The organism is Bdellovibrio sp. SBM16, from assembly GCF_056175625.1.
Genome location: NZ_JBJKJG010000007.1, coordinates 52,080 through 77,974 on the forward strand (window position 1 = coordinate 52,080; position 25,895 = coordinate 77,974).

General features: G+C 41.9%; 23 protein-coding genes and 1 tRNA gene. 15 read left to right on the forward strand and 9 right to left on the reverse strand.

The genetic code is table 11. The features are described 5' to 3' along the window. Nucleotides 1–68: 68 nt before the first annotated feature. From AC04MM_RS08480 to AC04MM_RS08495, 4 genes are all read left to right on the forward strand, one after another. Complete coding sequence (locus tag AC04MM_RS08480; RefSeq protein ID WP_475379915.1) at nucleotides 69–3,902, forward strand: RHS repeat domain-containing protein; 3,834 nt, start codon at nucleotides 69–71, stop codon at nucleotides 3,900–3,902. 2 nt (nucleotides 3,903–3,904) lie between these two features. Beyond that, nucleotides 3,905–4,312 (forward strand): hypothetical protein, encoded by a 408-nt coding sequence (locus AC04MM_RS08485; protein ID WP_475379916.1) that lies wholly within the window; start codon nucleotides 3,905–3,907, stop codon nucleotides 4,310–4,312. Nucleotides 4,313–4,372: 60 nt separating this feature from the next. Next, complete coding sequence (locus AC04MM_RS08490; protein WP_475379917.1) at nucleotides 4,373–4,783, forward strand: DUF4279 domain-containing protein; 411 nt, start codon at nucleotides 4,373–4,375, stop codon at nucleotides 4,781–4,783. 311 nt (nucleotides 4,784–5,094) lie between these two features. Next, the gene (locus tag AC04MM_RS08495) at nucleotides 5,095–5,268 is read left to right on the forward strand and encodes a hypothetical protein (RefSeq protein ID WP_475380098.1); all 174 of its coding nucleotides are present in this window, start codon (nucleotides 5,095–5,097) and stop codon (nucleotides 5,266–5,268) included. A gap of 136 nt (nucleotides 5,269–5,404) precedes the next feature. Here AC04MM_RS08495 and AC04MM_RS08500 read toward each other — a convergent pair. Then, a tRNA-Val gene (locus AC04MM_RS08500) sits at nucleotides 5,405–5,480 on the reverse strand. Nucleotides 5,481–5,577: 97 nt separating this feature from the next. Here AC04MM_RS08500 and AC04MM_RS08505 point away from each other — a divergent pair. Continuing rightward, entirely contained in the window at nucleotides 5,578–6,252 is a 675-nt protein-coding gene (locus AC04MM_RS08505) for an urease accessory protein UreH domain-containing protein (protein ID WP_475379918.1), read from the forward strand. Nucleotides 6,253–6,255: 3 nt separating this feature from the next. Next, nucleotides 6,256–6,660, forward strand: a complete 405-nt coding sequence (gene arfB, locus AC04MM_RS08510; RefSeq protein WP_475379919.1) for an alternative ribosome rescue aminoacyl-tRNA hydrolase ArfB — start codon at nucleotides 6,256–6,258, stop codon at nucleotides 6,658–6,660. Here the strand turns inward: arfB and AC04MM_RS08515 are convergent. Genes AC04MM_RS08515 through AC04MM_RS08525 form a run of 3 tightly spaced genes read right to left on the reverse strand, consistent with a single transcriptional unit; the run spans nucleotide 6,657 to nucleotide 9,788 of the window. Continuing rightward, nucleotides 6,657–7,973, reverse strand: a complete 1,317-nt coding sequence (locus AC04MM_RS08515) for an aldehyde dehydrogenase family protein (protein WP_475379920.1) — start codon at nucleotides 7,971–7,973, stop codon at nucleotides 6,657–6,659. The two genes, arfB and AC04MM_RS08515, sit on opposite strands and share 4 nt — an antisense overlap. Next, a complete protein-coding gene (gene ttcA, locus AC04MM_RS08520; RefSeq protein ID WP_475379921.1) occupies nucleotides 7,970–8,743 on the reverse strand; it encodes a tRNA 2-thiocytidine(32) synthetase TtcA in 774 nt (257 codons plus the stop codon). Before ttcA ends, AC04MM_RS08515 begins: the two co-directional genes overlap by 4 nt. After that, nucleotides 8,730–9,788 carry a mechanosensitive ion channel family protein gene (locus AC04MM_RS08525; RefSeq protein WP_475379922.1) on the reverse strand — a complete coding sequence of 353 codons (1,059 nt, stop codon included), beginning with the start codon at nucleotides 9,786–9,788 and terminating at the stop codon, nucleotides 8,730–8,732. Before AC04MM_RS08525 ends, ttcA begins: the two co-directional genes overlap by 14 nt. Before the next feature lie 88 nt (nucleotides 9,789–9,876). Between AC04MM_RS08525 and AC04MM_RS08530 the strand changes: the two genes are divergently transcribed. The 4 genes from AC04MM_RS08530 (at nucleotide 9,877) to AC04MM_RS08545 (ending at nucleotide 15,341) form a co-directional block, all read left to right on the forward strand. Beyond that, nucleotides 9,877–10,380, forward strand: a complete 504-nt coding sequence (locus tag AC04MM_RS08530; RefSeq protein WP_475379923.1) for a hypothetical protein — start codon at nucleotides 9,877–9,879, stop codon at nucleotides 10,378–10,380. Between the two features lie 155 nt (nucleotides 10,381–10,535). Continuing rightward, a complete protein-coding gene (locus AC04MM_RS08535; protein ID WP_475379924.1) occupies nucleotides 10,536–12,632 on the forward strand; it encodes a hypothetical protein in 2,097 nt (698 codons plus the stop codon). A 19-nt stretch (nucleotides 12,633–12,651) separates the two neighbouring features. After that, entirely contained in the window at nucleotides 12,652–14,751 is a 2,100-nt protein-coding gene (locus AC04MM_RS08540) for a hypothetical protein (protein ID WP_475379925.1), read from the forward strand. Then, a complete protein-coding gene (locus tag AC04MM_RS08545; RefSeq protein ID WP_475379926.1) occupies nucleotides 14,751–15,341 on the forward strand; it encodes an RDD family protein in 591 nt (196 codons plus the stop codon). Before AC04MM_RS08540 ends, AC04MM_RS08545 begins: the two co-directional genes overlap by 1 nt. Here AC04MM_RS08545 and AC04MM_RS08550 read toward each other — a convergent pair. Then, nucleotides 15,318–16,430 carry a methyltransferase gene (locus tag AC04MM_RS08550; protein ID WP_475379927.1) on the reverse strand — a complete coding sequence of 371 codons (1,113 nt, stop codon included), beginning with the start codon at nucleotides 16,428–16,430 and terminating at the stop codon, nucleotides 15,318–15,320. The genes AC04MM_RS08545 and AC04MM_RS08550 overlap by 24 nt on opposite strands. Next, nucleotides 16,431–16,976 (reverse strand): hypothetical protein, encoded by a 546-nt coding sequence (locus AC04MM_RS08555; RefSeq protein WP_475379928.1) that lies wholly within the window; start codon nucleotides 16,974–16,976, stop codon nucleotides 16,431–16,433. 49 nt (nucleotides 16,977–17,025) lie between these two features. Between AC04MM_RS08555 and AC04MM_RS08560 the strand changes: the two genes are divergently transcribed. Continuing rightward, nucleotides 17,026–19,929, forward strand: a complete 2,904-nt coding sequence (locus tag AC04MM_RS08560) for a M28 family peptidase (protein WP_475379929.1) — start codon at nucleotides 17,026–17,028, stop codon at nucleotides 19,927–19,929. Between the two features lie 90 nt (nucleotides 19,930–20,019). After that, on the forward strand, nucleotides 20,020–21,396 hold the full coding sequence (locus AC04MM_RS08565; RefSeq protein WP_475379930.1) for a hypothetical protein: 1,377 nt from the start codon (nucleotides 20,020–20,022) through the stop codon (nucleotides 21,394–21,396). A gap of 61 nt (nucleotides 21,397–21,457) precedes the next feature. Here the strand turns inward: AC04MM_RS08565 and msrA are convergent, their stop codons facing one another. Together msrA and AC04MM_RS08575 are read right to left on the reverse strand one after the other, a co-directional pair. Continuing rightward, the gene (msrA, locus tag AC04MM_RS08570) at nucleotides 21,458–22,015 is read right to left on the reverse strand and encodes a peptide-methionine (S)-S-oxide reductase MsrA (RefSeq protein ID WP_475379931.1); all 558 of its coding nucleotides are present in this window, start codon (nucleotides 22,013–22,015) and stop codon (nucleotides 21,458–21,460) included. Next, entirely contained in the window at nucleotides 22,012–22,491 is a 480-nt protein-coding gene (locus tag AC04MM_RS08575; protein WP_475379932.1) for a helix-turn-helix domain-containing protein, read from the reverse strand. The genes msrA and AC04MM_RS08575 overlap by 4 nt, the downstream gene beginning before the upstream one ends. 130 nt (nucleotides 22,492–22,621) lie before the next feature. Here AC04MM_RS08575 and AC04MM_RS08580 point away from each other — a divergent pair, with 130 nt between their 5' ends. The 3 genes from AC04MM_RS08580 (at nucleotide 22,622) to AC04MM_RS08590 (ending at nucleotide 24,886) form a co-directional block, all read left to right on the forward strand. After that, nucleotides 22,622–22,933: an HVO_A0114 family putative DNA-binding protein gene (locus tag AC04MM_RS08580; protein WP_475379933.1), complete on the forward strand. Its 312-nt coding sequence runs from the start codon at nucleotides 22,622–22,624 to the stop codon at nucleotides 22,931–22,933. Next, complete coding sequence (locus AC04MM_RS08585; protein ID WP_475379934.1) at nucleotides 22,930–23,865, forward strand: tyrosine-type recombinase/integrase; 936 nt, start codon at nucleotides 22,930–22,932, stop codon at nucleotides 23,863–23,865. The genes AC04MM_RS08580 and AC04MM_RS08585 overlap by 4 nt, the downstream gene beginning before the upstream one ends. 232 nt (nucleotides 23,866–24,097) lie before the next feature. Then, nucleotides 24,098–24,886, forward strand: coding sequence for a TIGR02147 family protein (locus AC04MM_RS08590; RefSeq protein WP_475379935.1), 789 nt, complete (start codon nucleotides 24,098–24,100; stop codon nucleotides 24,884–24,886). Nucleotides 24,887–24,889: 3 nt separating this feature from the next. Here AC04MM_RS08590 and AC04MM_RS08595 read toward each other — a convergent pair whose 3' ends face one another. Further along, nucleotides 24,890–25,894 carry a hypothetical protein gene (locus tag AC04MM_RS08595; protein WP_475379936.1) on the reverse strand — a complete coding sequence of 335 codons (1,005 nt, stop codon included), beginning with the start codon at nucleotides 25,892–25,894 and terminating at the stop codon, nucleotides 24,890–24,892. Nucleotide 25,895: the final 1 nt, after the last annotated feature.

The window sequence follows — 25,895 nt, forward strand, 5'->3', positions numbered from 1 at the left end:
ATGGAAATTGTTTAAATTTGACCATAAATGATTCTCTATTTATATCCTAAGGCTTTTAGGAGTCTAAAATGACCTTCATATTACGCCTTATATTAGTCGTTTCCTCGCTTTTTATTTTCACTAATGCTCGGGCAGCTACTTGCGAAGAAGAAGTCGCTACGCAACAATATTATTGTGATAGAGCGTTGGAAATATTTGCAGATCCAGAGAAGGCGGAAATAGAGGTTCAATATGTTAATGGCGGATTTAATGTCCGTTGCCACCTTTTTGCAGGTGGTGAAGTGGTATCGCTTGGTTGGTCTCAGATTTATTGTGAAGGCGAAGCTGCCATAACAGAAACCATGCCTGTGGTTGAAGACCCAGTGATTGAATGTGGCTCTATTATTCTTAAAGATAACCAAGTTCTTGGTGAAACTATTCCTGTCGTAGGTGCTAAATTTAACTTAGCTTATTTTACTAATAAAGTCCCAGGCCGCGTTGGGGATTATAAAATTAAAATTCCATTAACTAAGGAATCGGTTGATTCCAAGTTAAAATCAGTAAAATACACAGTCAAAATTAATGGATCAGTCGTCGAATCAAAGACACTTCCAATTAAGCCAAATTTAAGCGTCGACTATGCTTGGGACGGAGTTAGTCAAGGTCAAGTTGCTTTGGGGTCAGGCTTAGTTGAAGTAGTTATTGAACAGCTTCCTGGCGGCAAAAAGAATTCATTTAGCGTTGCTTTAGGTAGTCTTCAAGCGAAAAGCTTGGGTTTTGGTGGTTGGATTCCTACTAACTATCATTTTTATGATTTGAATCGTCGGCAGATCCTTCGTGGTGATGGATCTAGTTTGTCTACGCCAACAAAAGTTTTAGATAATGGACAATTGCTTGCAGTCGATACTGACAGATCGCTAGTCTATATCTTTGATGCTTCAACTGGCAAGCATCTTAGAACTAAGTCTTTTTGGTTAGGAGCAGATCTATTTGTCTTTTACCACGATCAAAAAGGTGTACTTACAAGTATTCAAGAGCCTTTTGGCATAAAAACAGTTTTTAATCGTAATGGCAATGGCGATATTGCTTCAATTACCGCGCCTAATGGTCAACAAACTTTAATATCGCTCGATACAGCAGGGTATATTTCATCGGTAAAATCACCAGCTGGAACGATTCATTCGATGACTTATTACGACGCTAAAGGCTTACTTAAGACTTTTAAAAAGCCTCAAGGGCAAATCAGTACCTTTGTTTATGATTCAATTGGTAATTTGATTCAAGACATTCATTCCGGCGGATATGAGCTATCTCTAGAAAAATCAATCAACGAAGATGAAACTATTATTTCATCAAAAACTAAAATGGGTCGTGTTACTAGTAGCTTTACTAGTAACCTTGTCATTCCAAATCATGAAACCGAAAAAAATGATTACGTATCTCAGCGTGTGCAAGTTTACCCTGATGAAACTGTGACAGTAACATGGAGTTCGCCAGATGCTAACGTCTCAATTGCTAATGATATTACTTACTCGACCAAATACAAAAATGACGAACGATTTCAAGCGCTAGCAAGAGTTACAGAAAGTAAGTCAGTTTCTGGTGCAGTCGTTCTTATTTCCCAATTCAAAGAAGAATCATTTACATATGATGATGAATCGGATCCGTTCTCTATTTCAAGTTACGAGTTAACCCAGTCTGATCAGGACGGTGAAAAGTCCTTTACTACTACATATGATGGTTCTACTCGAACATTTATAAGCCAATCAAATCGTGGAGAGAAGATAACAACCATTATCGACTCTCTTGAAAGAGTAGTGTCGATTCAGGCAGGGACGGATCTTCCAACTGTCTACACTTACAATAAAGATCAATTAGTGCGCGTTACTCAAGGATCTCGTTTTGTAGAGTACACTTATGATGCAACTACTCGTCAGTTATCTGAAATCAAGGACGCGCAAGGAAATTCTACAAAGTTTAATTATGATAGCGCTGGAAAACTAATCTCAAAAGTAAACCCTGAAGTGAGTAGTGTTACTTTTGATTACGACGATAATGATAATCTCGTAGCAATAACTCCATCGGGAAAAACTAAGCATAGCTTCGTTTTCAATGCCCTTGAGTTACTTACTAGTTACTTACCGCCTGTGCTAGGCAATAGTGTCGCAACACCTACTTTATACGAGTACAATGAAGACAAGCAGCTTCTAACAGTCACGGACCCTGATGGAACAAATTTAGTTTATAATTATGATCAAGAAAAAGGTACTTTAGACAGTATAGAGACTAAAGAAGGCGTTTATACGTTTAGTTTTAATCCAAATACGGGAAAATACGATCAGATTAGAACACCAAAGAATTTCTTAACTCAAAAACTCTTCCTTGACGGTGCTTTAGTGCGTGATTTCACCAGAAAAGGATCGACCGTAGTTGGGGGATACGGCGTAGAGCTAAATTCTCGTGGTTTTAAAGCTAGAGATTATATCCAAGGAGAAAATTCTGAAGGTGGGCTCTGGATAGACTATTCTACGGCAAAAGATGGTAAAGTCGAGGTCGCGGGCTTTGAGCAAATTTCGTATTATCCAGATTCGGGACGCATCAAATCGACCATTATATCTGAAGGACCTCAATACGTTACAGAAAGTTTTAAGTACAATCCGTATGGAGAGCTTAGCTCTTATTCAGCACAAACCGGTAAAGGTACGATATATTCATTATCTCTAAATTATGATGATCTAGCACGAATTATCAGAAAATCTGAAGTAGTTAATGGTGTAACTCATCAATTCGACTATTCTTATGATCTGAGTGGACGCTTAATTGAAGTGAAATTAAACGGCAAAATAACCGGGAATTATAAATATGACAGTAACGGAAATCGTATTTCAGGTGTTATTGGCGAACAAAAAATATCGGCTACTTATGATTCGCAAGATCGGTTGGTTACGTACAATTCGGAAAGTTTTGAATATGCGTTAAACGGCAATCTGCAGCTCAAGAAAAACACAATTACAAATCAAGTTACACCGTTTACTTTTAATTCTTTTGGGCAATTAACATCTGTTAAAGTCGGTGCGACTACATATGGCTTTGAAATAGACGGCTTAGGCCGAAGAATTCAAAACACTGTAAATGGTAAATTGAAGGATTCATTCGTCTATATGGATCAATTACGCGTAGCTGGTCTGATTGGTCCTGATGGCAAAGTGTTACAACACTACATTTATGCGACTAAGCCTCATGTCCCAGATTATATCCTTATAAATGGTGATGCTTATCGAATCATTACAGACCATTTAGGAAGTGTCAGATTAGTTATTAAAGTAGCCGACGGATCTATCGTTCAAGAGATGCTGCATGATGAGTTCGGAAGAGTAACTAAGGATACAAATAAGGGTTTTCAGCCATTCGGTTTTGCCGGGGGTTTGTATGATTCTAACACCGGATTAGTTCAGTTCGGTGCGCGTTGGTATGACCCTCAAATTGGCCGTTGGATTAGTAAGGATCCCATCAAGTTTCAAGGTGGCTATAACTTCTATGTATACGTTTTAAATAATCCCATCAACTTAATCGATCGTACCGGCTTAGCCGCTCAGGCGACAATGCTTGATGAGGGCGGACAAGGTGGCGGCGGTGGTGGCGTAATCTTACTTCCAGGAAAAGAATTAATTGATTGGTTTCAAAATAAGTCAAAAATGCCAACTTTAGGAAACCCAGACTCTAAAGAAGTAGTTTCTACTCCTGAAGGTGACAAATTAAAGGAACGAACATATGATGAAAAAGGGAAAGCTAAATTAGATATCGATTGGGATCATGATCATGGGCATGGCGTACCGCATGTTCATGACTGGACATGGCCCGAAGCTGGTGGAAATCCCAAAAGAGGACCTGGTCGTCAACCGAAACCAGGAGAATGCGACTAAGAATGCAAAATAGAACTTCAGTAATAATTAATTCCGAAAATGTAATACAATTCAACGGAATACACGACTCTGAAATTTTGAATTTTACGTTAGGTGACGACGGTAAAAGTTTTCAAATTGGACTACGAACTGAGGAAGGCGTGTCATTTAAAATTCATTTATCAGGTGTTTTAAGACTCATTTGTAACGGGTTTAGACCCCAGAATGTAGTTTTTCGTATGTTGGCTTATACTAAAAATGACTTTCGTAATATTCTTAAATCAGAGCAGACTAATCTTGAGATGACAAGTGACGACATCGAGAAAATTGCTAATAAGCTTGAAACTGGTAAGTGCATATTATTTCAAATTGATGCAAGTGTAGGCTGTGAAGTCACATGTATATGTGAAAGTATAGAAATAGAAGTTTAATAAGAATCCGACACCACAAGACTACGATATTAGTGATATGAAACCATACAAAGGTGACAGATGCAAAGAGTGAGTAACATATTGCCTTCAAATTTTCGCGTCTCGCTAGCTATAGTCGAATTTAGCTACAAACATGTGGAGTTAACTCGTTTTTTAGGTTTCGAGCCATCTAGGATTTATGTGAAATGTGAGAAAACCCATACTAGGCAACGAGCGCAAATTAATGGTTGGTTTTATGAGCCTACTAGTAAAAGAATGGATTTAAACAGCCGTCTCTCTTTAATTTTAAAAAATAAGAAACTATTCAAATTAAAAACGAGTAAATTTAAAAAATGCCAAATTGTTATCCAATGCATGTTAGATCTAAATGGCGCTAGCGATCCTCAAATTAATATTTCTGAAAAAAACCTAGTTTTGCTTGCTAAGTTGGGCGCTACTTTTGATTTAGACTACTACAGACAGGCTAAGTAGAAGCACTTGAAAACGGTGGTATTGAGGTTCGCACTTAGATTTATTTTCTTCAAGTTATACATAATATGTGCAACATAATCCTCACTTGGTCAAGCGTAGGTCGAACGTCCAGCTGTTTTGCAATGTCAATATCATCACTTTCTCTATCTAACAACCAACTGTCTCAACACAAATCTCTTTGTATCTCAGTTGTAACGAATTCTCCGGTAAATAAAAATTATCTACTTTATCAAAGATCATCTGAAAACGGTAACTGATGTAATAAATAGTTCGGGTCAGGTTGTTGAGCGGCTTCAATATGAATCCATTCAATTCGTCGAAAAATTATTACGGAATACGCTGATCAAGATATTGGCCTTGCAAAAATGCAGCGGTTGATCGGGCATCGTAGGCCGGAGACAACGACGAGATACGTTCATTTACAGGACGAGTCTTTAAGAAATACGGTTACTAATTTTGAAAGTAACCGTAAGAAAACTGACTGAACTGTCATACGGTCGAAAAGCTACTTTTGTCATATTGACATAAGTGGTTTTGGAAACTGTCATAAAACTGTCATAAATGACGTTTTAGACCTTTTCCTAATTATGACAAAAAAACGTGTAAGTATTTGAAAAAAAATGGTGCAGCCTACAGAACTCGAATCTGTGACCTCTTCCATGTCAAGGAAGCGCGCTACCAACTACGCTAAGGCTGCATAAACCGATTAAATGCCTGTAAATAATAACCTTTTTTAAGGAAGGGTCAAGTCCCAGCTTGCGCTTATATTGGCCCCTAGGGTATCACCTTACCCTATGCTTACATTTGATTATTTGCCAGCCATTATAACAGGCCTGACGGTTTCTGTCCTTCATGCCTCACTTCCGACGCACTGGCTGCCGTTTGTCTTAGCTTCGCGCACACAAAAATGGAGCTATCAAAAGACCTTCTCCATTTTAATGATCGCTGGCCTTGGCCACGTTATCACGACTACCTTATTAGGCGCTTTACTGGTGTGGTTCGGGGTTAAAATCTCAGAAGAGGCCGAGCAGATCTTTATCTTTGTAGCCGCAGCGGCGGTTTTTTTGTTCGGGGCTTTTAATATTATCCAGCACTTTCGTGGCCATAAACACTCGCACTGTGATAACTCAAATCCGCATCATCACGACTATAAAAAAACCGCCAATGATGGCTGGGCAGTGTTAAGTCTTCTATCGCTATTAACTTTTAGCCCATGCGAGTCGTTTCTGCCGGTGTATGTTTCGGCATGGCCATTGGGATGGGCAGGTTTTGCGGTCTTATCAGTAGTGCTGGCTGTGGGAACATTACTGGCGATGACTGTATTTATGACGGTGGTGTTTTTCGGATCGGCTAAGGTTAAATTACATTGGTTAGAGAATAACGAAAAACTGATCTTTGGTGTGATGTTACTTTTCTTATCGTTAATGGTTTATGTCGTTGAAGTTTTAATGCCGCACAGTCATGGATAAGTCATGGTGAAGATTTCTGTTGAAACCATCTTAGATGCTGTTGAGTTTTCGGTGACCCGTTCATCGGGGGCCGGTGGCCAGCATGTGAATAAAACCAATTCGGCGGTGATCGCCAGTTTAGATCTTTTGTTGTTAAAAATTCCGGATGCCCAGAAATCTTTGTTATTTAAAAACCTGGCTCACCGATTGGTGCAAGGGCATATCTTAACGGTTCGCTGCGAAGATCAGCGTGACCAGAAATCCAACAAAGATAAAGCCATTCAAAACTTACAGATCTTGCTTGAAAAAGCGCTGTATGTGCCAAAAAAACGCGTAAAGACCAAACCGACCAAATCCTCGGTGCGTAAACGCCTTGAATCAAAATCAAAACAATCCGAAATTAAAAAACTTCGCCGCGAAAAATTCTAGATTTTTTGTAACAGCTTTTTTTTGAAATCCGTGTACGGTGGCATCACAAAACGCATCGTTTTAGAGAAAAACTTTTGTTCGATCACCGAACGTTTGTGCGAAAATTCTAAAAAGCCATGGTGGCCGTGATATGTGCCGATACCGCTTGTGCGAATGCCGCCAAACGGTAAGTGGTGATTTGCAAGATGCACAATTACATTATTGATTGCAACCCCGCCGGACTGAGTTTTATTCAAGATCTCGTTAATATTCTTCTGTGAACTTGAAAAAATATAAAGTGAAAGCGGGTATGGATTTAGAGCCATGATTTTGTAAATTTCATCTAATGTATCAAAAGCAATTACCGGGGCAACTGGGCCGAAAATTTCTTGCTTCATGATTTCTGAATTTAAATCCGGTGAATCAACCAGCTCACAGCGGGTTTCGCGGTAGTTATCGCTATTGCCAGAAAGCTTTGCCACGCGCGCCTGATTGTTAGAATTTACAAACCCCGTTGGTGTCTCAGTGTTGTTTTTTTCTAAGTCATTAAAGGCTTTGATGAACTCGTCTTTTTTTGAACGGTGAATTAAGATGTAATCCGGGGCGACGCAGGTCTGGCCGCGGTTTAAGAATTTACCCCAGTAAACTTTTTCGGCGGCATCCTGAATATCAGCGGTTTCATCGATAATGGTCGGAGATTTACCACCCAGTTCAAGAGTGTACGGGATGAGTTTTTTGGCGCAAGCTTCTGCGATAATACGGCCAACTTGGGTTGAACCGGTGAAAAAGACATGGTCAAAATCGTAAGTTAATAACTCTTCAGATTTTTCTTTGCCGCCCAGTTCACATAACACTTCATCCGGAGAAAAAACTTCACTGACCATCTGGTGGATCAAGCGGCTGGTGTTAGGTGTAAGTTCGCTGGGCTTAATGACTACGGTATTACCTGCAGCCAGTGCCGGAATCAGCGGATTAATCGCTAACTGAAACGGATAATTCCAGGGCGCAATAATCAGCACAGCACCTTTTGGCTCATAGTAAATCGTGCTGGTGTGACCGAGTAAAGTAGCCGGCGTCGGCACACGCTCAGGTTTTGCCCAGGATCTTAGGTTTTTAATAAAGTATTTGAGCTCGCTTTTGACAATGCTGATTTCAGAAGTCTGGGTTTCAAATTCTGACTTTTGAAAATCTAAATGCAGGGCTTTTTTAATTTTCTGTTCGTGGTTTTCAATCCATGACAATATTTTTTTCAGATTGTCTATGCGGTACGATATGTCTAAAGATTTATTATGTAACGCGCGCGCTTTTAAATCTGAAAACTTTTTTGCAATCATGGAAGTCCCTCAAAGTCGTATAGGTTTTTATCGAGCAAGTGGCTCGGTTTTACATTCTGTAAAGCAGTAATGAAGCTTGCGCTTAAATTCGGAATATCTTTTTCCAATTCAGAAATTAGCTTTTTCATTTTCTGGCGCTTCATGCCTTCTTGCGAGCCGCATAAGTTGCATGGAATCACCGGAAAGCCCCAGTCAGTCGCTAATTGAATTAAATCACTTTCAGCCACGTACATCATAGGCCTGATTACGATATTGCGACCATCGTCAGAGCGAAGCTTGGATGGCATGGTAGAAATCTGGCCTGTGTAGAACATGTTTAACATGGTGGTTTCGATTAAATCGGTTCTGTGGTGGCCTAGCGCCATTTTAGAGTATTTATTCTCAAACGCATAATCGTATAATATTGCCCGGCGCATTTTCGAACATAGCGAGCAATAAACCCCGCTGGTTACTTTTTCTTTAACCACCGAGTAGGTGTCTTTTTCGATCATGTGAAAGTTAATCCCCTCGGATTCAATCCAGGCCTTAAAGTTTAGGACATCAAAGCCCGGTTGTTTCTGATCCAGGATAACAGCCGAAATTGAAAATTCAATCTCAGCGCGCTTTCTGATTTCATCAAGAAGAATAGTTAGAATCGATGAGTCTTTGCCGCCGGATACGCAGATCATCACCTTGTCGCCATCGGCGATCATATTGTAGTCGCTTAAGGCCTGGGTGATCTGCTTTCTGATTTTTACAGCAAGAGGGTGTTCGCGATTAACGGGTTTCATTTTTTACCTCTGGCGAAGCGGGGTACTTAACTTCGAAGATCTGGTTAGCCAGTTTAAAACCATTTTTTAATAAAATATCCTGACCTAATGCGTAGACTTTATCGCCGATTAAAAATTGGCTTCCGTAGGAATCGATAAAGTAGGCGATTTTTATTTCTGTCCAGTTTTCATTAATTTCAGAGATAAAGGCAACCGGCGAAGGGATCGCGCGGATATCGGCAATCTGCGACACGACTCTTTCTAAAAGGTCTTTGGCGGCGTGAGCATCCTGCGAATGGGGAATACGAAACACCTGGCGGCGTAGAATCGGAATGCCGGGAGGCGAGAAGTTAGAAACCTGTGTTGAGGCCATAACTTTGTTGGGGATTGTGATGATCTCATCTGACCAGCCGACTAAGACCGTAGATCTCCAGGTTAATTCTTTGACCTGGCCTACGATCTTATTTGCGCCGTTTTGAACTTCGAGCCAGTCGCCGATTTCAAAGGTTTTATCTACTTGAAGCGAAATGCCGGCAAATAGATTTCCTAGCGTGTCTTGCAGGGCAAGACCCAGAATGACCGAAAGTGCTGCAGAGGTTGCAAGTAGCGGTGCTACCTGAACGCCGAAGACATGCGAAACCGACCAGATCGAAATCGATACAAATAGAATCAGTGAAAAGATGTTTACCAGAAGTAGTGGAACTCCGGCCGTCATTGAGCCTAAAAACAGATACATTAATACATTTAGACGGCAGACGCGCACAAACAGTAAAACACCTGCCAGGTAAGTCGTTGTTGCCACGTAAGGGGTAATCTTTTTTACCAGCAGCGAACTGTCTGTCTGTTCACGCAAGAGCAGATAGATCACCACGAGAAAGGTTAGCCCCAAAAAATGCCGATTGATGTTTTTTAGGTGGGTTTGGATACTCTGGTGGCGCGCGCTTGAGGCTCTTTTTAAAAACGATTTGTAGAACAGGAATGTGCCTATGCACATGATACCTAGAACCACATAGAGTTCGACATCAAGCAGGTTGTACAATGACATTGGAAAGGTTGTTGCTGACATAGTAGTTTTATAGCCTAAATGAAGCGCAGAAACTAGACCTTTTAACATTCTGGTATTCAAAAATTAACTTACTGTTTATGCTGTAGGCATGAACAATACACCGGAAGCATCGTCATCTTTGAAGAAACCTCTCGGCGTTTACGCCATGGCCATTATGTTTATCCTGGCTCCTCTGGGCAATATCATCATCAGCTTTTTGGGTTCAGGGCTTACCAACTGGTATGAACCCCCGATTTTTCTGGCGCTTTTACAAACCGTTTCAGCCTTTGACTGGATTTGGTTAGGGTTGTTGTTTTTGACCGGGGTGTTGTTATTTATCCAGCATAAACTTTCATGGACGGTTGCTATTCTGACGTTGGTCGTGGTTTTAGCGATTAATGCAATACGTGTTTTTCAGGCTGATCCGAATTCGATTGAGCCGCATTTTTTAAAGATTTTTTCAATTTTAGCGGTGGTAACAACTTTAGGGGTCTTGGTTATCGCGTTTTATTTCCGATTTCCGTATATCGATCGCCGTATGAAGTGGACTTCTACCGACCATAATCCAGACCGTAGAACGGAAGAGCGCGATTCCGAGCGCCGTAAAAATTAGCCTTAAACTGTCTCATTTTTGATCGTAACATAATGATTTAAGTTATTAAAAAGAGACACCGATAAGGGACTGTATTTGTACTGAAAACAAAACGGATTTTTTTGAGATATTTTTGAGGAATAAAACAGGAGACGGTCATGAACTCTAGGCTTTCTATGAGAAACGTTATTAGATTTGCAGCTGCAGCAGGCTCGGTTCTAACGATGATTTTTTCGCCCGTGGCATTGGGACTTCAATCTGAAGATAATTTGAAAAAGCAAATTGAAGCTTTTATGACTGAAACGCAGTTAAATAAGCGAGTCACCTATAAAGAGTTCTGGGAAAAAACCAAACACTTATACTCAGGGCAAGTGTACGCCGATGTTGAACGCTACCTGATGCAGGCTCCGAACGAGTTAATGCCTGAATTTTCATTAAAAGAGTCGGTAAGCTCTACCGGTGATAAAATCCCGACACTGACGATCAGCGAAAAAGGTAAATCCTATCAAATGCAAATCTTTGGCGAAAAAGCCAAGTTTGCCAAATTTAACAATGTCGTTTTAACCGAAAATGACATGATGTTGATCACCCCGGCGATGAAGCGTTTAATGGCTTCAGATATCAAGATCAAAAAAACGCACGATAAAAACATTATTAAGGCAAATCAAAGTAAATTTAGCGGTACTCCGAAAATCACGCGTGAGATGTGGAAAAAACTAAGTCCATTAGAACGTGCGCGCTTTATGATGAATATGCGATTATTACACTCTGGTGCGCAGGATGTTTTAGATGCGAAAGAAACCTTAAACATTAAAAAAATCGATAGCAAAAAAGGTAAAAAGACTTCTGCCTTAGATACCACTTTAGATAAATGGAATAATTTCTTTGCCTTGCTAAATGGCGAAGCTGAAGCAGTCACGGTTGGCACGAAGTGCGTTGTTGCAGGATATATTGGCACTTATGGTTCTGATAAAAAATGTAAATACCCAGCCGGCGCCAAAACGACGGGGTGTAGCTTTCCGTGTAACCCGACGATCTATGGTTTTGGCGACGGAGGTAAACAGTTCTGTTTAAGTAACGAGACAGAATTGCAGACAGCCACCCACTTTAACAAAGGTTGTGATGCCAAAATGCCATTAACAAATGTAGAATTACCATTGCCGCAATCGGCTAATGCGCGAAAAGATTCTTCACGTTACCAAGGTATTTTAGAGGCCAACAAAGCGGCCGCTTTACGTGATCCTTCAGTTATGGAGAACACGAAAAAGTATTTAGATAGCATGTTGCAGGGTACTCCTGATTTACGTGAGGCCTTTGCGAACGGCAATATCACCGAAGATTTATTAAAAAAACTGCAAGAGATCCAGACGCAGTTTGATTCAACAATCACAGCGGCACGCAATGACTGTGCAGCGGCGGCCGTTGAAAAAGACCAATATGATAAAAATTTCTGGGGTGCCTGTGACCAGTTACATAAGCGTTTCTTGTTCGTAGCTGAGTTTTTAACGAAAAAACCAGGTTGCCCTGATAATAAATCCGTCAATCCTGAGACCTTAAAATGTCCATGCGACGGTGGCCCGGAAGCATTGCCGGGTGCAAAATGTTCTGTCGTTGCGCCATTGCCAACTGAAGACCAGGGGGCTGTAAGCGGAACTACTGAAGTTTCAGAAGAAGGTCTGCAGTGTACAAACGGAACGGTTGAAAAAGAAGGTTCATGTGTTTGTGAAAATGGTAAGGAACCACAAGGCGAAGACAAAAAATGCGGCTCTGGTTTCAACTGGAAACCATGGTTAATCGGTGCCGGCATCATTGGTGGTGCAGCGCTATTATTCTTCTTATTAAAGAAAAAGAAGAAAGACAAACCGACAACACCTACACCGCCACAAGGTTGTACAAACGTATGTGCGCCTAATACGACGCAAAACCCAACAACCTGTGCGTGTGATCCGGTTGTACAAGAGCCAACTTGCCAAGCGCCAAAAGTATTAAATAATGGTGTGTGTGCTTGTCCGACGGCAAATGCGTGTACGCCAGGCCAGCAGGTCTATAACTTAAATACCTGTCAGTGTGATACTGTGGCTCAGCCGGGTATTTGCCCGGACGGAACAACTCAGTACTTCACACCACCAGGGCCTTCGACGTGTCCGGCTCCGACAATTTGTCAAAACGGAACTCAAGTGTACCCGCCAAACACATGTCCGCCAGTTTCTGAAGGTGGATCAGGTACTAACCCGAACGATCAAAACTCTGGCGGCGTACCAGGTGCTAACTAGGATTTTTAAAGGATAATTTATGATGAACATGATTTTAAAAAAAATTAACGGTTTGTTGGTGACTCTTTCAATGGCTACCATGGTTTTCTCTCCGGTAGCCCTGGGGCAAAAAGCTCAGGCTGAGTCGCAAAGAATTTCTAAGGCACAACTTGAACAGTTCGTGCAGGAATTAGGTTTAAATAAGTCTCAGTCGGTCGGCGAATTTTATACAAACAACAAGGATAAATTCCCGCCGCGCATTCAAAAGATGATTGAGCCTTTGATGACTCAGTTTAAAAACGAACCGATGCCGCAGTTTGAAATCGCCCAGGCGAAAAATTCAAAAGGCGAATCTATCGCCACTCTTCGTATAACCGGTAAAGATCAGTTGGCCAATATCCAGTTTTTAGGTGAACAAAATAAATTCGTAAAATTTGATAACACGAATTTAACTTTAGAAGATGTGGCTAACTTTGATGATATGTTTGCTAAACTTTATTTTGGCGATGCCTCTCACCGTAAAGGCATGGGTGAGGCTTTAACTTCTCCGAAGTCTGTGCAAAAACAAAATAAGGCAACAGCAAAAAAAGCTATTCCTCCTGCTAAGTATGCTGGTCTTCCAAAAATTAACCAGGCGATGTGGAAAAAAATGACGCCGATGGAGCGTGCGCAATTCATGATGAACATGAGATTGTTATGGTCGGGTGCGCAAGATGTACTTGATGCCAAAGAAGCGCATAAAAAAGGTAAAAAAACATCTTCATTAGACAAATGGAACAACTTCTTTGCGATGTTAGATGAAGCTCAGGCGGCTGATACTAAGTGTGTTGTGGCCGGTTATATCGGAAACTATGGCGCTAATAAGCGTTGTCAGTACCCAGCTGGTGCAAAAACTCCTGGTTGTAATTTTCCGTGTAATCCGACGATTTACGGTTTTGATTCAGGTGGTAAACAATTTTGTTTATCTAGTTCAACAGAATTACAAACAGCAACCCACTTTAACAAGGGTTGCGATGCTAAAATGCCTTTAACCAGCGTGAGAATGTCTTTACCTGCAGCTAGTGCCGGTAAAGATGCGGCTCGTTACCAGGGCATTATCGAGGCTAATAAAGCCCAGGCTTTACAGGATCCTTCGGCAATAGCAAATACCAAACGTTACCTAGAGAGCATGTTAAACGGAACGCCGGATTTAAAAGCGGCTTTCCAAAGCGGAACAATCACGCCGGAACTTTTAGCTAAGCTTCAGGAAATTCAATCACAGTTTGAGTCTACAATTACAGCGGCCCGAAACGACTGTGCGGCAGCTGCGGGTGAAACGCAATATGACCGTGAATTCTGGGGCGCCTGTGACCAGTTACATGCACGCTTTTTATTTACTGCTGCGTATTTAGAAAAAACTCCAGGTTGTGCCGGTGGCGGTAAAGTTGATGAAACGACGTTGACTTGTTCTTGTCCGAATGGTCCGGCGGTTGCGCCTGGTGCACAGTGTGCCGCAGCTCCGACACCGACTCCAGCGCCAGTATCTGGTACGCCAGTAGTCGACGAGCCAGCTGGTGGTGGTCAGTGTGATCCGGCATGTACTGGTAACGAAACCTGTGTGAAAACTGCCTCTGATGGCGATGGCGCTGAAGTATGGGAGTGTAAAGCTTCTGGCAGCGGTGGCAATAATGGCGGAAAACCTGGTTTCTTCTCGAAACTATGGGGCGGTATCAAAAAAATCGCACCATGGGTTATCGGTGGTGTTGGTTTATGGTTATTATATGATAAATTTTTAAAACCGAAAAAACCTACATTAAAACCAGCCGGCGATGCGTGTCCAAACGGATCTATTCCTCCGTGCGGATCTGTGTGTGCAGCACCAAAGGCATTGTTAGCTGATGGCACTTGTGGTTGCGCGGCCTGCCCTCCGGGTCAGACGATGACTAATGCCTCTTCGTGTTTGTGTGAGAACACAACGACGACAAACACCATTTATATCTGTTCGGATGGTATCACCGAAGTGACGAATTTAGCGAATTGTCCATCGAATCCGTCTTACACATGCTGGGATGGCTCGACAGTGGCAAATCCGATTAACTGTCCAGAACAACCTTCTTCGTCGACAGGCACAACCAACAAACCTACGGATTCATCGCGCTGATGATTATAGAGAAAAATCAATCGCAAGTTGAAATCGAAAAAATCAGAGTCCCTAAAAAGGACTCTGAGCGTAACGATTCTGGCTTAGTAAAGTCAGAATTGTTTCACCGTGATCGTGTCGTTGATTTTGATCTTGGATTTTTAGGTGGTCCGCAAAAGCGTACCGGCTTTCGTTTGTCGATCTGGATGTGGCTTGCTGCTGCGATTGATGCTTTGGTAGTGATGTCGCTTACTTGCTTTTTTATGTTATGTTACTCAGCCTTACTAAAGTTGGGCTTAAAATCCACGCTGGGGTTTACCTTAACAAAGGAAAATCTCGCCATCACGTTTAGTGTCTTCTTTTTATTCAGTGGCTGGATGTATTTTATCACAACACGCGCCTTAGTAGGAGCTTCGATAGGCGAGCGAACCTGTTCGCTGCGTTTAGGCCAGCCGCATGAGCGTATAAAGCGATCGTATCTTCCGCGTCTTATCGTGCGAACAACGCTAACGTTAGTTACGGGCATTGTCACGTTGCCACTGTTGTCGTTACTGTTTAAAACCGACATCGTAGGGCGCATTACCGGCCTAAATATCTACTCTCTCAAATAACATAACCACTTCAAAGTGATTGGTCTGCGGAAATTGATCAACGATATGCGCGTTGGTGATCTTGTAGTTATGTTGCAGGAAAAATTCGCTATCCGCCCGCAAAGATTCCGGATAACACGAGACATAGATAATTTTACCGGGTTTGGCTGCGATGACATTCTGGGTGAAATTTTTTAAGCCGGATTTAGGCGGGTTAACCAGTACGGTATCCGGGTGGTCGTGAGTATTAAGTTTCTGAATGCGCTGAAAATCGCCGGCATTGATCGTTAACTTTTTTTCTAAATGGTTTTCAGCCGCGGTAGCCTTTACGCAGTCTAAGGCAAATTCATCGTTTTCAAAAACTGTAACCTTGTGACCCAGGCTTAACAGCGCAAAGGTGTATTGGCCGATACCACAGCCGAATTCCCAGACCGTTTGGCTTTTACCCCGCATCCAATCGGCGATAATATCGGTCATTAATTTTGCTGTTGCAGCTGATGGCTGGGTAAAGCTGCTGACCGCACAATTTAGATCTAGCGGTGTTTGATTAAGGTAATTATAGGTGTGAAACCAGTGCTGCATTTTGGGTTCAGCTAATTTGATCTGTTCACTGTCAAAAGTCGATTGATCGAGGCATTTTTTCTTTTGACCGACTTCGATAAAAAAATCTTTACTTAAAGTTTTAAGGGTGTTTTTTTCCAGCAGCAGGTTTTTAATATCGTTATTAGCAAAATCCAACCACAGGCCGAACTTATCAACCTGTGACCGGCTTGCGGCACGCAGTCTGATGGTGCCGATGCGGATATTAAATTTAGTCTGCGTTAATAAATCAAAAGCCTGCTGCAGTTTGGGTGTTAACTGCAGACATTCTTTAATCGGAATAAACATTCTGTCCTTATCAACTAAGCCAATCTGATTTTCTTTAATAATAAAATCAAATCTTTCGCGCAGGCCGTATTCGCCGGCTGAATGGGTGTTTATGCTGCTCTTTGGTAAATGTTTGCCAAAGAGCTCAGCGAGTCTGTGCTGTTTTTGCGCGAGCTGATCCCGGTAGGGGGTACCCCATAACGAACAACCGGGACATGTAGTGGCTAATTCACAGACTTTCATTTACAGAAGGTGTTGCAGATTTGCCGGACAAGAGTTTTTGTCTTTAATCACACCTTGTTCAAAGTGCAGGTCTTTTTGGGTAAAGCCTAAGGTGATGTGCGGATAAAACCTGGCCGCCATAAAACCATCGACGGCATATTTTTGTTTTAAGTATTCACGAAATGACAACAGGTCAGGTGTATCGACAACTATGTAGTAAGTTTTTAATATTTGTTTTTTCTCTTTAAGGCGGCCTTCGCCTAAGCAGACTTTTTTAAAGGTCTTTGTTTTCCATTGCTGCCATTCTTGATGGATGACTTCAGCGCTTATTTTGTTTGATATAATGTTAAATTCAGGCGGGGTGATTACGGTAATGTGAGCTTCGCCGCGGTTTACAAGCGTTGTGCCTAAAAAACCATCAAGTCTGTCTAAGGTAGCTTTGTATTCAGGGTATTCTAAATCCAGTGAGACATAGTTTTTGTCAGATGCTGGTTTTTTATTAGCCATGACTGGCTTGTTTTGGCAGCCCACAGCGAAAAGTAACGCATAAATTAATACCCAATTCATAAAAATCCTTATAACGTTTTTTTGAACATACTCAAGGATTACAGTTTATATGAAGAATTTAAAAAATCTAATCAGAATTTCTATTTTGCCGTTAGCCGCCGTTATCTATCTAGGCGCAGACCAGTTGGTCTCTGAGCCCAAGCTGATCACCAATGCTAAGCAGATCACTTTTGTCGGGCCGAAATCCGGCGAGGGCTATTTCAGCGCTGATGGTAAAAAAATGGTTTTTCAGTCTGAGCGTGAGCTGAATAATCCGTTCTATCAGATGTTTATTTTAGATCTTGAATCAGGAAATGTTCAGCGACTATCACCTGGCCAGGGTAAGACCACCTGTGGTTGGATTCATCCGAATATGCAAAAGGTGATGTGGTCTTCAACCCACTTAGATAAACAAATTTCGGCTAAAGTAAAAGAAGAGTACGCCCTGCGCGCAAATCCGGTAAAGGGTCGCTATTCATGGAGTTTTGATGAGCACTTCGATATTTTTGAATCTGATTTAGAGGGTAAAAATCTAAAACGCTTAACGAAAGAGCTGGGGTATGACGCCGAAGGGTCGTATTCTCCTGATGGTCAGTACATAGCTTTTGCCTCAAACCGCTCTGCTTATGACCGTAAACTGACCGCTGAAGAACAGAAAAAATTTAACCAGGATCCTTCGTACTTTATGGATATTTATATCATGAAGGCAGATGGTACTGAGGTAAAACGTTTAACGACCAGCCCAAGTTATGATGGTGGTCCGTTTTTCTCAGCTGACGGTAAAAAAATCACCTGGCGCAGATTCTCTGAAAGTGGGGCCTCGGCAGAAATTTTTACGATGGATATCGACGGTAAAAATCAGAAGCAGATCACGCGTTTAAATTCGATGTCGTGGGCACCGTTTTATCATCCGAGCGGTGACTATATTATTTTTAATACCACAGTCGGCGGTTATTCAAACTTTGAGCTATTTATCGTTGATAGCGAAGGGTTAAAAGAACCACAGCGCATTACCTTTGCTGAGGGTTTTGATGGTCTGGCGACATTTTCTCCGGATGGCAAAAAAATCACCTGGTCACATAAAAACGAAAAAGGTGAAAGTCAGATCTATATCGGCGACTGGGATGATGCTAAAGCCAGAAAACTGTTAGGGTTACCAGAGGCTAAGCCTGAAGTTAAAGCGCCACTAGCGGGGTTAGTGCCTCAGATTAACGAGCAAGATGCAAAGGCGATTGTTTCGTATCTGGCCAGCGAACACTTCCAGGGCCGCTTTACAGGCTCAGAAGAAGAAAAAATCTATACGCAGAAAATTGCGGATTTATTCAAAGCCTGGGGCCTTGAGCCATCTAACGGTAAGGATTTTATCCAGACCTTTGAGTTTATCTCGGGCGTGGTTGCGGGGGATAAAAATAGCGCCGAATTTAAAGGGCGTGCCAGTTTAGCTTTGAAACTCAATGAAGATTATCAGCTGATTTCGTATTCGAAAAACGGTTCGTTTACGGCCGCTCCGGTTGTGTTTGCCGGTTACGGGATTAAAGCGCCGCCGCACAGTGAGTTTGCTGGATTTGATTCATACAAAGATTTAGATGTTAAAGGTAAGTGGGTGATTCTGTTAGACGAAGCCCCTAAGCCTTCGAAGAAAGAATTTTCTAAACACACTTACCTGTTATCGTTTTCACGCTTGCAACATAAGATTACGGTAGCTAAAAATGCCGGTGCCTTCGGGGTCATATTAGTTGAAGAAACCAAAGATAAAAATAAAGTCAGTGAATTAAAATTTGCCGGCAGCCTATCAGACTCACAATTGCCGATTGTTAAAATTTCGGTCGGTGTTTTTGAAAAATTATTAAAAAACGCATCAGATAACAAAGACTTGGCGACGTATGATCAAGTTAAATCAACTTACAATACTTACGATGCGGTTAAAGGTTTTAATTTTACCTCACAGTATTTTACCGCAACTGTTGATCTGGTGGCGAAAAAATCTATTGGCCGCAACGTGGTTGCGAAATTAGAGCCAAGTGCGGCCAAAAAAGCTAAGGCAGTTTTAATCGGAGCGCACGGCGATCATTTAGGTCTAGGGGTTCCGGGCTCATCGCTTGCGACCAATAAACATAAAGATAAAATTCACTACGGTGCAGACGATAATGCCTCAGGTGTTGCCGGAGTGTTAGAGCTTGCGCATTATTATTCCCAAACTGCACAAAAAAATGAATTAAAGCGACCGCTTTATTTTGCGATCTGGTCTGGTGAAGAGATCGGCGTGCTGGGATCGCACCACTTTGTTAATCAGTTTAAAAAACTTGGTGATGTGTTTATTGCAGGCCTTAACATGGACATGATCGGTCGTCTGCGTGACAATTTAAATATTCAAGGTGTAGGATCTGCTGAGGGATTTAGAAACCTGGCAGAAGCTGCAACAATCAAAACCGGGGTCGCGTTAAATTTAACATCTGATCCGTATTTACCAACAGATTCAATGTCGATTTATCTGGCCGGTGTGCCGTCAATTTCGTTTTTTACGGGCGCCCACAACGAATACCACACGCCGCTTGATAAGCCGGAAACATTAAACTACGCCGGTTTAGAAGACACCATTCAGGTGGTGCAGTACTTTGCGGATGCCATTGGCAAAAACCAGAAAGATATTCTTAAATACGCAAAAGTTGAGAGCAATCAGGGTAAACGCCTTGAAGGTCGCAGTTTTAGAATTTTCTTAGGCACTATTCCTGATTACACCCAGGAAGGTGTTAAGGGTGTGCGTATCAGTGGTGTGGCCAAAAACTCCCCGGCTGAAAAAGCCGGTCTGGTTAACGGTGATGTGATCACTGAATTTGACCAAACGAAAATTGAAAACATCTATGACTATGTTTACACCCTGCAATCGGTAAATCCCGATGTAAAAACCAAGATCACGGTTTTACGTAACGGCAAAACAGAAGCTCTGGAAATCACGCCGACCTTAAAAGACTAAGGTCCAGATTAGAATGGGTCTAGGGGACGCCTCCGATCATTATTGTTACGATATTAGGGTGTACCTAAATCATTAATGGTTGGAGGATCTATGAATGGATCTTTAAAAGTTGTACAAGGGATTGTCTTACTAAGTTTTGTTGGCCTGATGTTTTCATCATGCGGCGGTTCACAGACTACATTAAGTAGCACCGATGCTACATCCGGAACCACAACAGTTGATCCTACCCCAGCGGCTTCTGAACCGACGGTTGAAGAAGAAGAACAGCAGGCTACAATTCCTTCAGGGTATAGCGCATCTAATCTGTTTGTTACCGTACCAGACACAATTGATTATTTAAATTTCACAAGTGTGACCGGCGACTGGGCAAGCCGCTGTACATTCACTACGGCTTCGGTGGTTAATGATTTAACCTGTAATTTTGAAGTTAATGAATTAGCAATTTTTAAAGACGGTATTAAGTTTCAATATAATGTGCCGGCTAATCAGTGTAAGTATATTGCAACCTATCCCTACTGGTACTGGAATTATGAAGTCGGCATCGGACCGCGAGATGTTCAAGTTACAGTAAATAGAAATGCCAGCGGCACGGTGACTAGTTCACAGTGTGTCGTGGATGGTTCTGCTCCATATACTTGTACCAGTACAACACCACCTACCGCAGGTAGCGATGTGGAATTTGATATCTCTGATGAAATTAAAGTTCAATGTAGTTATGACACTTCCACTGTTGACGGTGGACAAAATTGCTGTTTTGGTAAATACCGCTTACGTACTACGGAAAACACTCCAGATGGATCTACCAGCACTGATGAGCGCGGTAAAGAATGGGGCGGTTCGGTTGAGTCGTGTATTGGCGGGCCGGGAAGAACTTCATGGGAACAAAAAACCTCTAAAGGCTATCCGAGATATGTCATTGAAAACATGACGCCAAATAAAGCGCGGACAAAACTTGTAATCGTAGAGCCAACAATAGATCATGCTCCAGGTTCCGGGTCTAATATCCCTATTGCAAATTATTTCTCGATGGGGCAACACAATCACACAGGTTACGGTGCTACTTCAGGTGTGGTAACGTCAGTTTATCCTTACTATGTCGATCCGATCAGCGATCGGTCTGGTGATTTAATTGATAGCATTGGCAGTACGGTACTTAGCCCAGGAAGTCCGTATTATATTTTTGACTGCTTGGATGAAGCCTTTGAGGTTAACTACCGCATCCGCGTAATGGTGCAGGAGTGGGATACAGTAGCAGCATTAACAAGTTATATCTCATCAGGTGTTTCGACGCCAGTAGGTGCAGATGAGCCTGGTTCAGCGCCGGCAGACTGTCCGGGGCAATCGGGCGAAGCTTGTAATCAATTAACAGACGCCGATAATTTTGTCGATAGTTCACCAAATGGCAATTACGGTAATGGTGTGCCGGCAAACCGCGTGAGAAACTTCCCTCGCCACGTTTACGAATAACTTTGAATTTAAGATATAGCTTAAATAAAAAAGGGCATGTTTAACATGCCCTTTTTTATTTTTAGAACTCAATTTTTCTCTCAAAGTGACAGGTGTACCCGGCAGGGTTTTTGACAAGATAATCCTGGTGATAGTCTTCAGCTTTTGTCCATTTTGAACTCGGGGTGACTTCGGTAACAATGGGCTTTTTCCAGGCTTTGGATTTATTCACCCGGGCAATCGTGTCCTGAGCGGTTACGCGCTGCTTGTCTGAAGTGTAGAAGATGACGCTTCGGTACTGGCGGCCTCTGTCGTTTCCTTGTTGGTTCATGGTAGTCGGGTCATGAATCTTAAAAAAGTATAAAAGTAATTTTTCATAAGTTAACTTTTTTGGGTCAAATTCAACTTTAACCGTTTCGGCATATTCGGTTCTGCCGGTCTTAACCAGCTCGTAGTTGGCGTTTTTTTCTTCGCCACCCATATAGCCTACTTCGGTGTGGGTGACACCCGGATACTTGCGCAATAGATCCTGAACGCCCCAGAAACAGCCGCCGCCCAGGTAGGCTGTTTCTGCCAAAGCTCCCAAGCTGATAAAACTAACGGTCAAAAAACCTAAAACTAATTTCTGTGATAATTTCATAACTCATTTCCTTGCTCTGAAGCCTTCGTGCTTGCAGAAATTTGTGAGGCTTTAATATAGCGTTGCACCTCTGATTCGGGAATGCGGCGGTGACCGCCTTCGGTGGTGTAACAAATAATCTTCCCCCGGGTAATCTCTCTTCTTAAAGTGTTTTCGCTTACTGTTATATGCTTTTGGACGGCACGGCAAAACTCAGGAAGGCTGTAGTCTTTCTCAGGTGTTTTGAGCTGGGTCTTAATTTGCGACGCGTCGGGGATCCATTTTTTGGTTTCTAGGTGCGAAACCGAATCTTCCAAAACTTCGGCAAAAATTTTCCAGATGGTTTCTTTGTTCTGTTCAAGTTTTCCGCTCTTAAAAAAATCCCTCGCGAGAGCGACCTTTGCATCGATTCCTAAATCCGGGACCGAAACCGTTAAAAATCCGTGCACGTGCTTGAAAATGATCGGGTAGGTAAAATCAGTGATGTTATTTTTCATAGGTCTAATCTTCCAAAACTTCCAGCTTTAAATCAAGGTCGAAAAACGAACGGCCAAAAAATATTAGTTAACATAAGTTTAGTTTTGTTAACCTATTGCTAAATAGGTTATATATGCTACAATATATTATATGAAGAAAATGATGATTAAGGTCAAAAAAATGCAGGATTTCATCGATTTATTCGCGGGGCTTTCAAAGCAGCGCCTGGAGCTGCTTTGGCAGATTAAATCGCATAAGCCACAGTCGGTTTATGAGCTCGCAAACACCTTAAAAAAATCCCAACCTTACATCCAAAAAGAGGTTAATTTTCTCGCTGCTAAGGGCTTAGTTAATCTTAAGAAACATAAGATCGAGGGGCGCAACCGCGTTAAACCTGAGGTCAACTACCAGGTTTTAACTCTAGAGATGGATTTTATCGCGGCTGTTGGAGGTAAAGAATGATTCGTGATCTGGTCGTACTTCAGGAAAATAATTTTTTTTCAGATAAGACCCAGCTATCGACAAATCTTCAGTCCGAAGAATCAATTCAGATCTGGGCGTGGTTAAATCAGGGCCATTTTTCAGAACGTACGAAAAAAACCTATTTCCGTATTGTAAAAGATTTTTTAGCCTTTAACTGGCATCTGGGGTTAAAACAGATTACTCCGGCCTTGGTCACTCTATATCTTCGAAAAAAAGACAAAGTTGCAGCCTCTACGCGCAATTTACACCGCAACTGTCTGTCGTCGATGTTTCAGTATCTGGAAAACGTCGGGTACATCCAAAAAAGTCCAGTTAAAGTTGTAAAACAAGAAAAAGTCACGGAGACATTTCATTATAAGGTTTTATCAATTGAACAGATCAAGCGTATGACTGAAAAAGTGGGGTCATCCCGTGACCGATTGATTCTGCAGATTCTCTATTTCACTGGTCTGCGGGTCAGTGAGCTTTCAACGATCAAGGTTAAAGATTTTTCGGTCTCAACCCAAAAGCGCAATACGCAAGGAGCCTATTTAACTGTGATCGGTAAAGGGAGTAAAATCCGAACTGTTTTAACCGGGTCTTATCTCTGGAAAGAAATTAGAAAATATATAAAAAAAGCCAGCCTTCAACCGAATGATTATATCTTTAATTTTGAAGGTGCGCCGTTATCGCGGATTACGATTTTTAAGATCATCAAAAAAGCAACTCAGGTAGCGGGAATTAAAGTTCCAGGCGGAAAAACTCCATCCCCACACTGGTTCAGACACACCTCTGCGATTCATGCACTAGAAAACGGGGCGGATATTCACGTTGTGCAAACAACGCTGGGTCACGCTTCGCTTGCGACCACCGGCCAGTATTTAAAATCCCGCCCAGTAAAGAGTAATGCAAGCTATTTGAAAAAAGTTTAAAACGGAAAATAGCGGCCACTTAAACTTAAGGGTTCCATGCTTTAAAAGCTAAGGACATATCGGATAATGCATTTTGTTTTTTTAGTAACATGGGGATTTTCATTTATTTTCTCCAGTTAACAATTTTCACTAAACTTTGGAACACCTTGCTTGGAACAATGGTTATGTGTTTTTTAACATGGACACAAAAATTTACTTGTTTAGCTAATTTCTAGTTTAATATGATTGCCTCATGATCGAAGCCAATTTTGCCACATTTTTACAATCAGAGCTTTTACGCAGACAAAGAACAAACTCCAGTTACTCATTACGTGCCTTTGCGCGTGACTTGAATATTGAACCGTCATTGCTGTCAAAAATTCTCCGTAAGAAAATTCCGGTGACCTTAAAAATGTTAGAGCGATTGGCGCCGTCTGCCGGCCTGGCCGAGCCGCACTTAAGTTCATACCGTGAATATGTAAAAAGCTCTGAGGGTTTGAAGTCTTTTGTACCTTTACAGGATAAGCAGATCCGTCATGAAGAATTTAAATTAATCCAAGACTGGTACCATATTACGATCGTCGAACTTACGTTGTTATCTGATTTTGAACCTACGGCTGCATGGATTGCCAAAAAGCTGGGGATTTCAGAAGGCGAGGCAGCGCTGGCGGTTGAGCGTTTGATCACGCTTGGTCTTTTAGAGCGCACCAGCGATGGTCAGTTTAAAAAATCCGGCCAGGGTAGTCCGGGATTAAGAATCGTCTCTGATGATTACCCATCATATTTTAAAGCATTACGTCAGTCGATTAATCAGTTCGGTACCAAGGCTATGACCGCGATGTATGAGGTGCCAAGCAGTCTGCGTGTAAATACGACTTTAACGGTGGCGATTGACTCGTCTTTAGTTGCTGAGGCAAAAAAAAGAATCATAAATTTTACCAGATCACTGGTTGATGAACTGGAAAAGAAAAGCCAGGCTAAAAACCATGTCTATGAACTGATGGTATCTTTTTTTCCGTTAACCAAAGACAGCGAAAGTTAAAAGCTATTTAAATTGTAAAGTCTTAAGCAGCGCCAATGATTGCGTAATGTAAGGATTAAGCTGCGGTTCTGACATACTTTTTTGCACGAGCGCCTCAGTGAGTGTGCGATAATTTCTGTCCTCACAGTTTAGCGAAATATCTAAAGCCATTTCGTTGATCGAAGCCGCTAAAATCTCCTGGGCTGGCTCGAGGTTCTTTGTAGTGGCTGTTGACTGCATCCAGCGCAAGACATTTCGCATATCACTGTTAAAGTGCCCATCATGTTCATCAAAGGAATAGTTAACCATACTATCAGTTGATTCTGTAAATGCCTGATGAGCGGCATTGAGGATTTTTGCTTTGGCGTTAGTATCAGTTAGATAATGAGTAAGATAGCCGTGATCAAACTGACTGGCATGGGCTTTTGTCAGGTTAGGTTCTAAAGCCAACGGAATCAGCGCGCCGATAGGATCAGTTTTAAAAGTAAAATACGGGCCGTTATCAAACACGGCGTGTGCAGGAGTTGCCACTGACACCATTTTTGTACGGGGTGAATTCAAATAATTAAAACTCGAAAGTGTATAGAAGTTTCCTTGCGAATGGGCCACTGTCACGATCTTGTATTTTCGGTCAACGTAGCTTTGATAGGTCATAATCTGGCGGTTAAGATCAGTATTGTGAGAGGCCTGATCTGAAATTGCGTGCTTTAGGTTTTCGTTCGCAAACGGATAAACTTTGGCCATGTTTTTCCAGAAGCCTTCACCGGTCGAAGAAATATACTGGGTGTAGACTTCATATAACTGATATAAAGCGGCTTCGTTAGTATTGTAAGCTAAGTACGAAAGATGAATCGGGGTCTGTGGATATTGTTTGATAAACATCACGCGAAAATTATCCAGACTGGCCTGAGCTTCGAAATGATCGTTAAACATCCCGTTGGCAAATGTAAGCACGTTTTCCGGGTTACCGCAGCTTGCAAAACTTAGCTGCGAAAATAGAATGACTTTAAGAATTAAGTTTAATTTCATA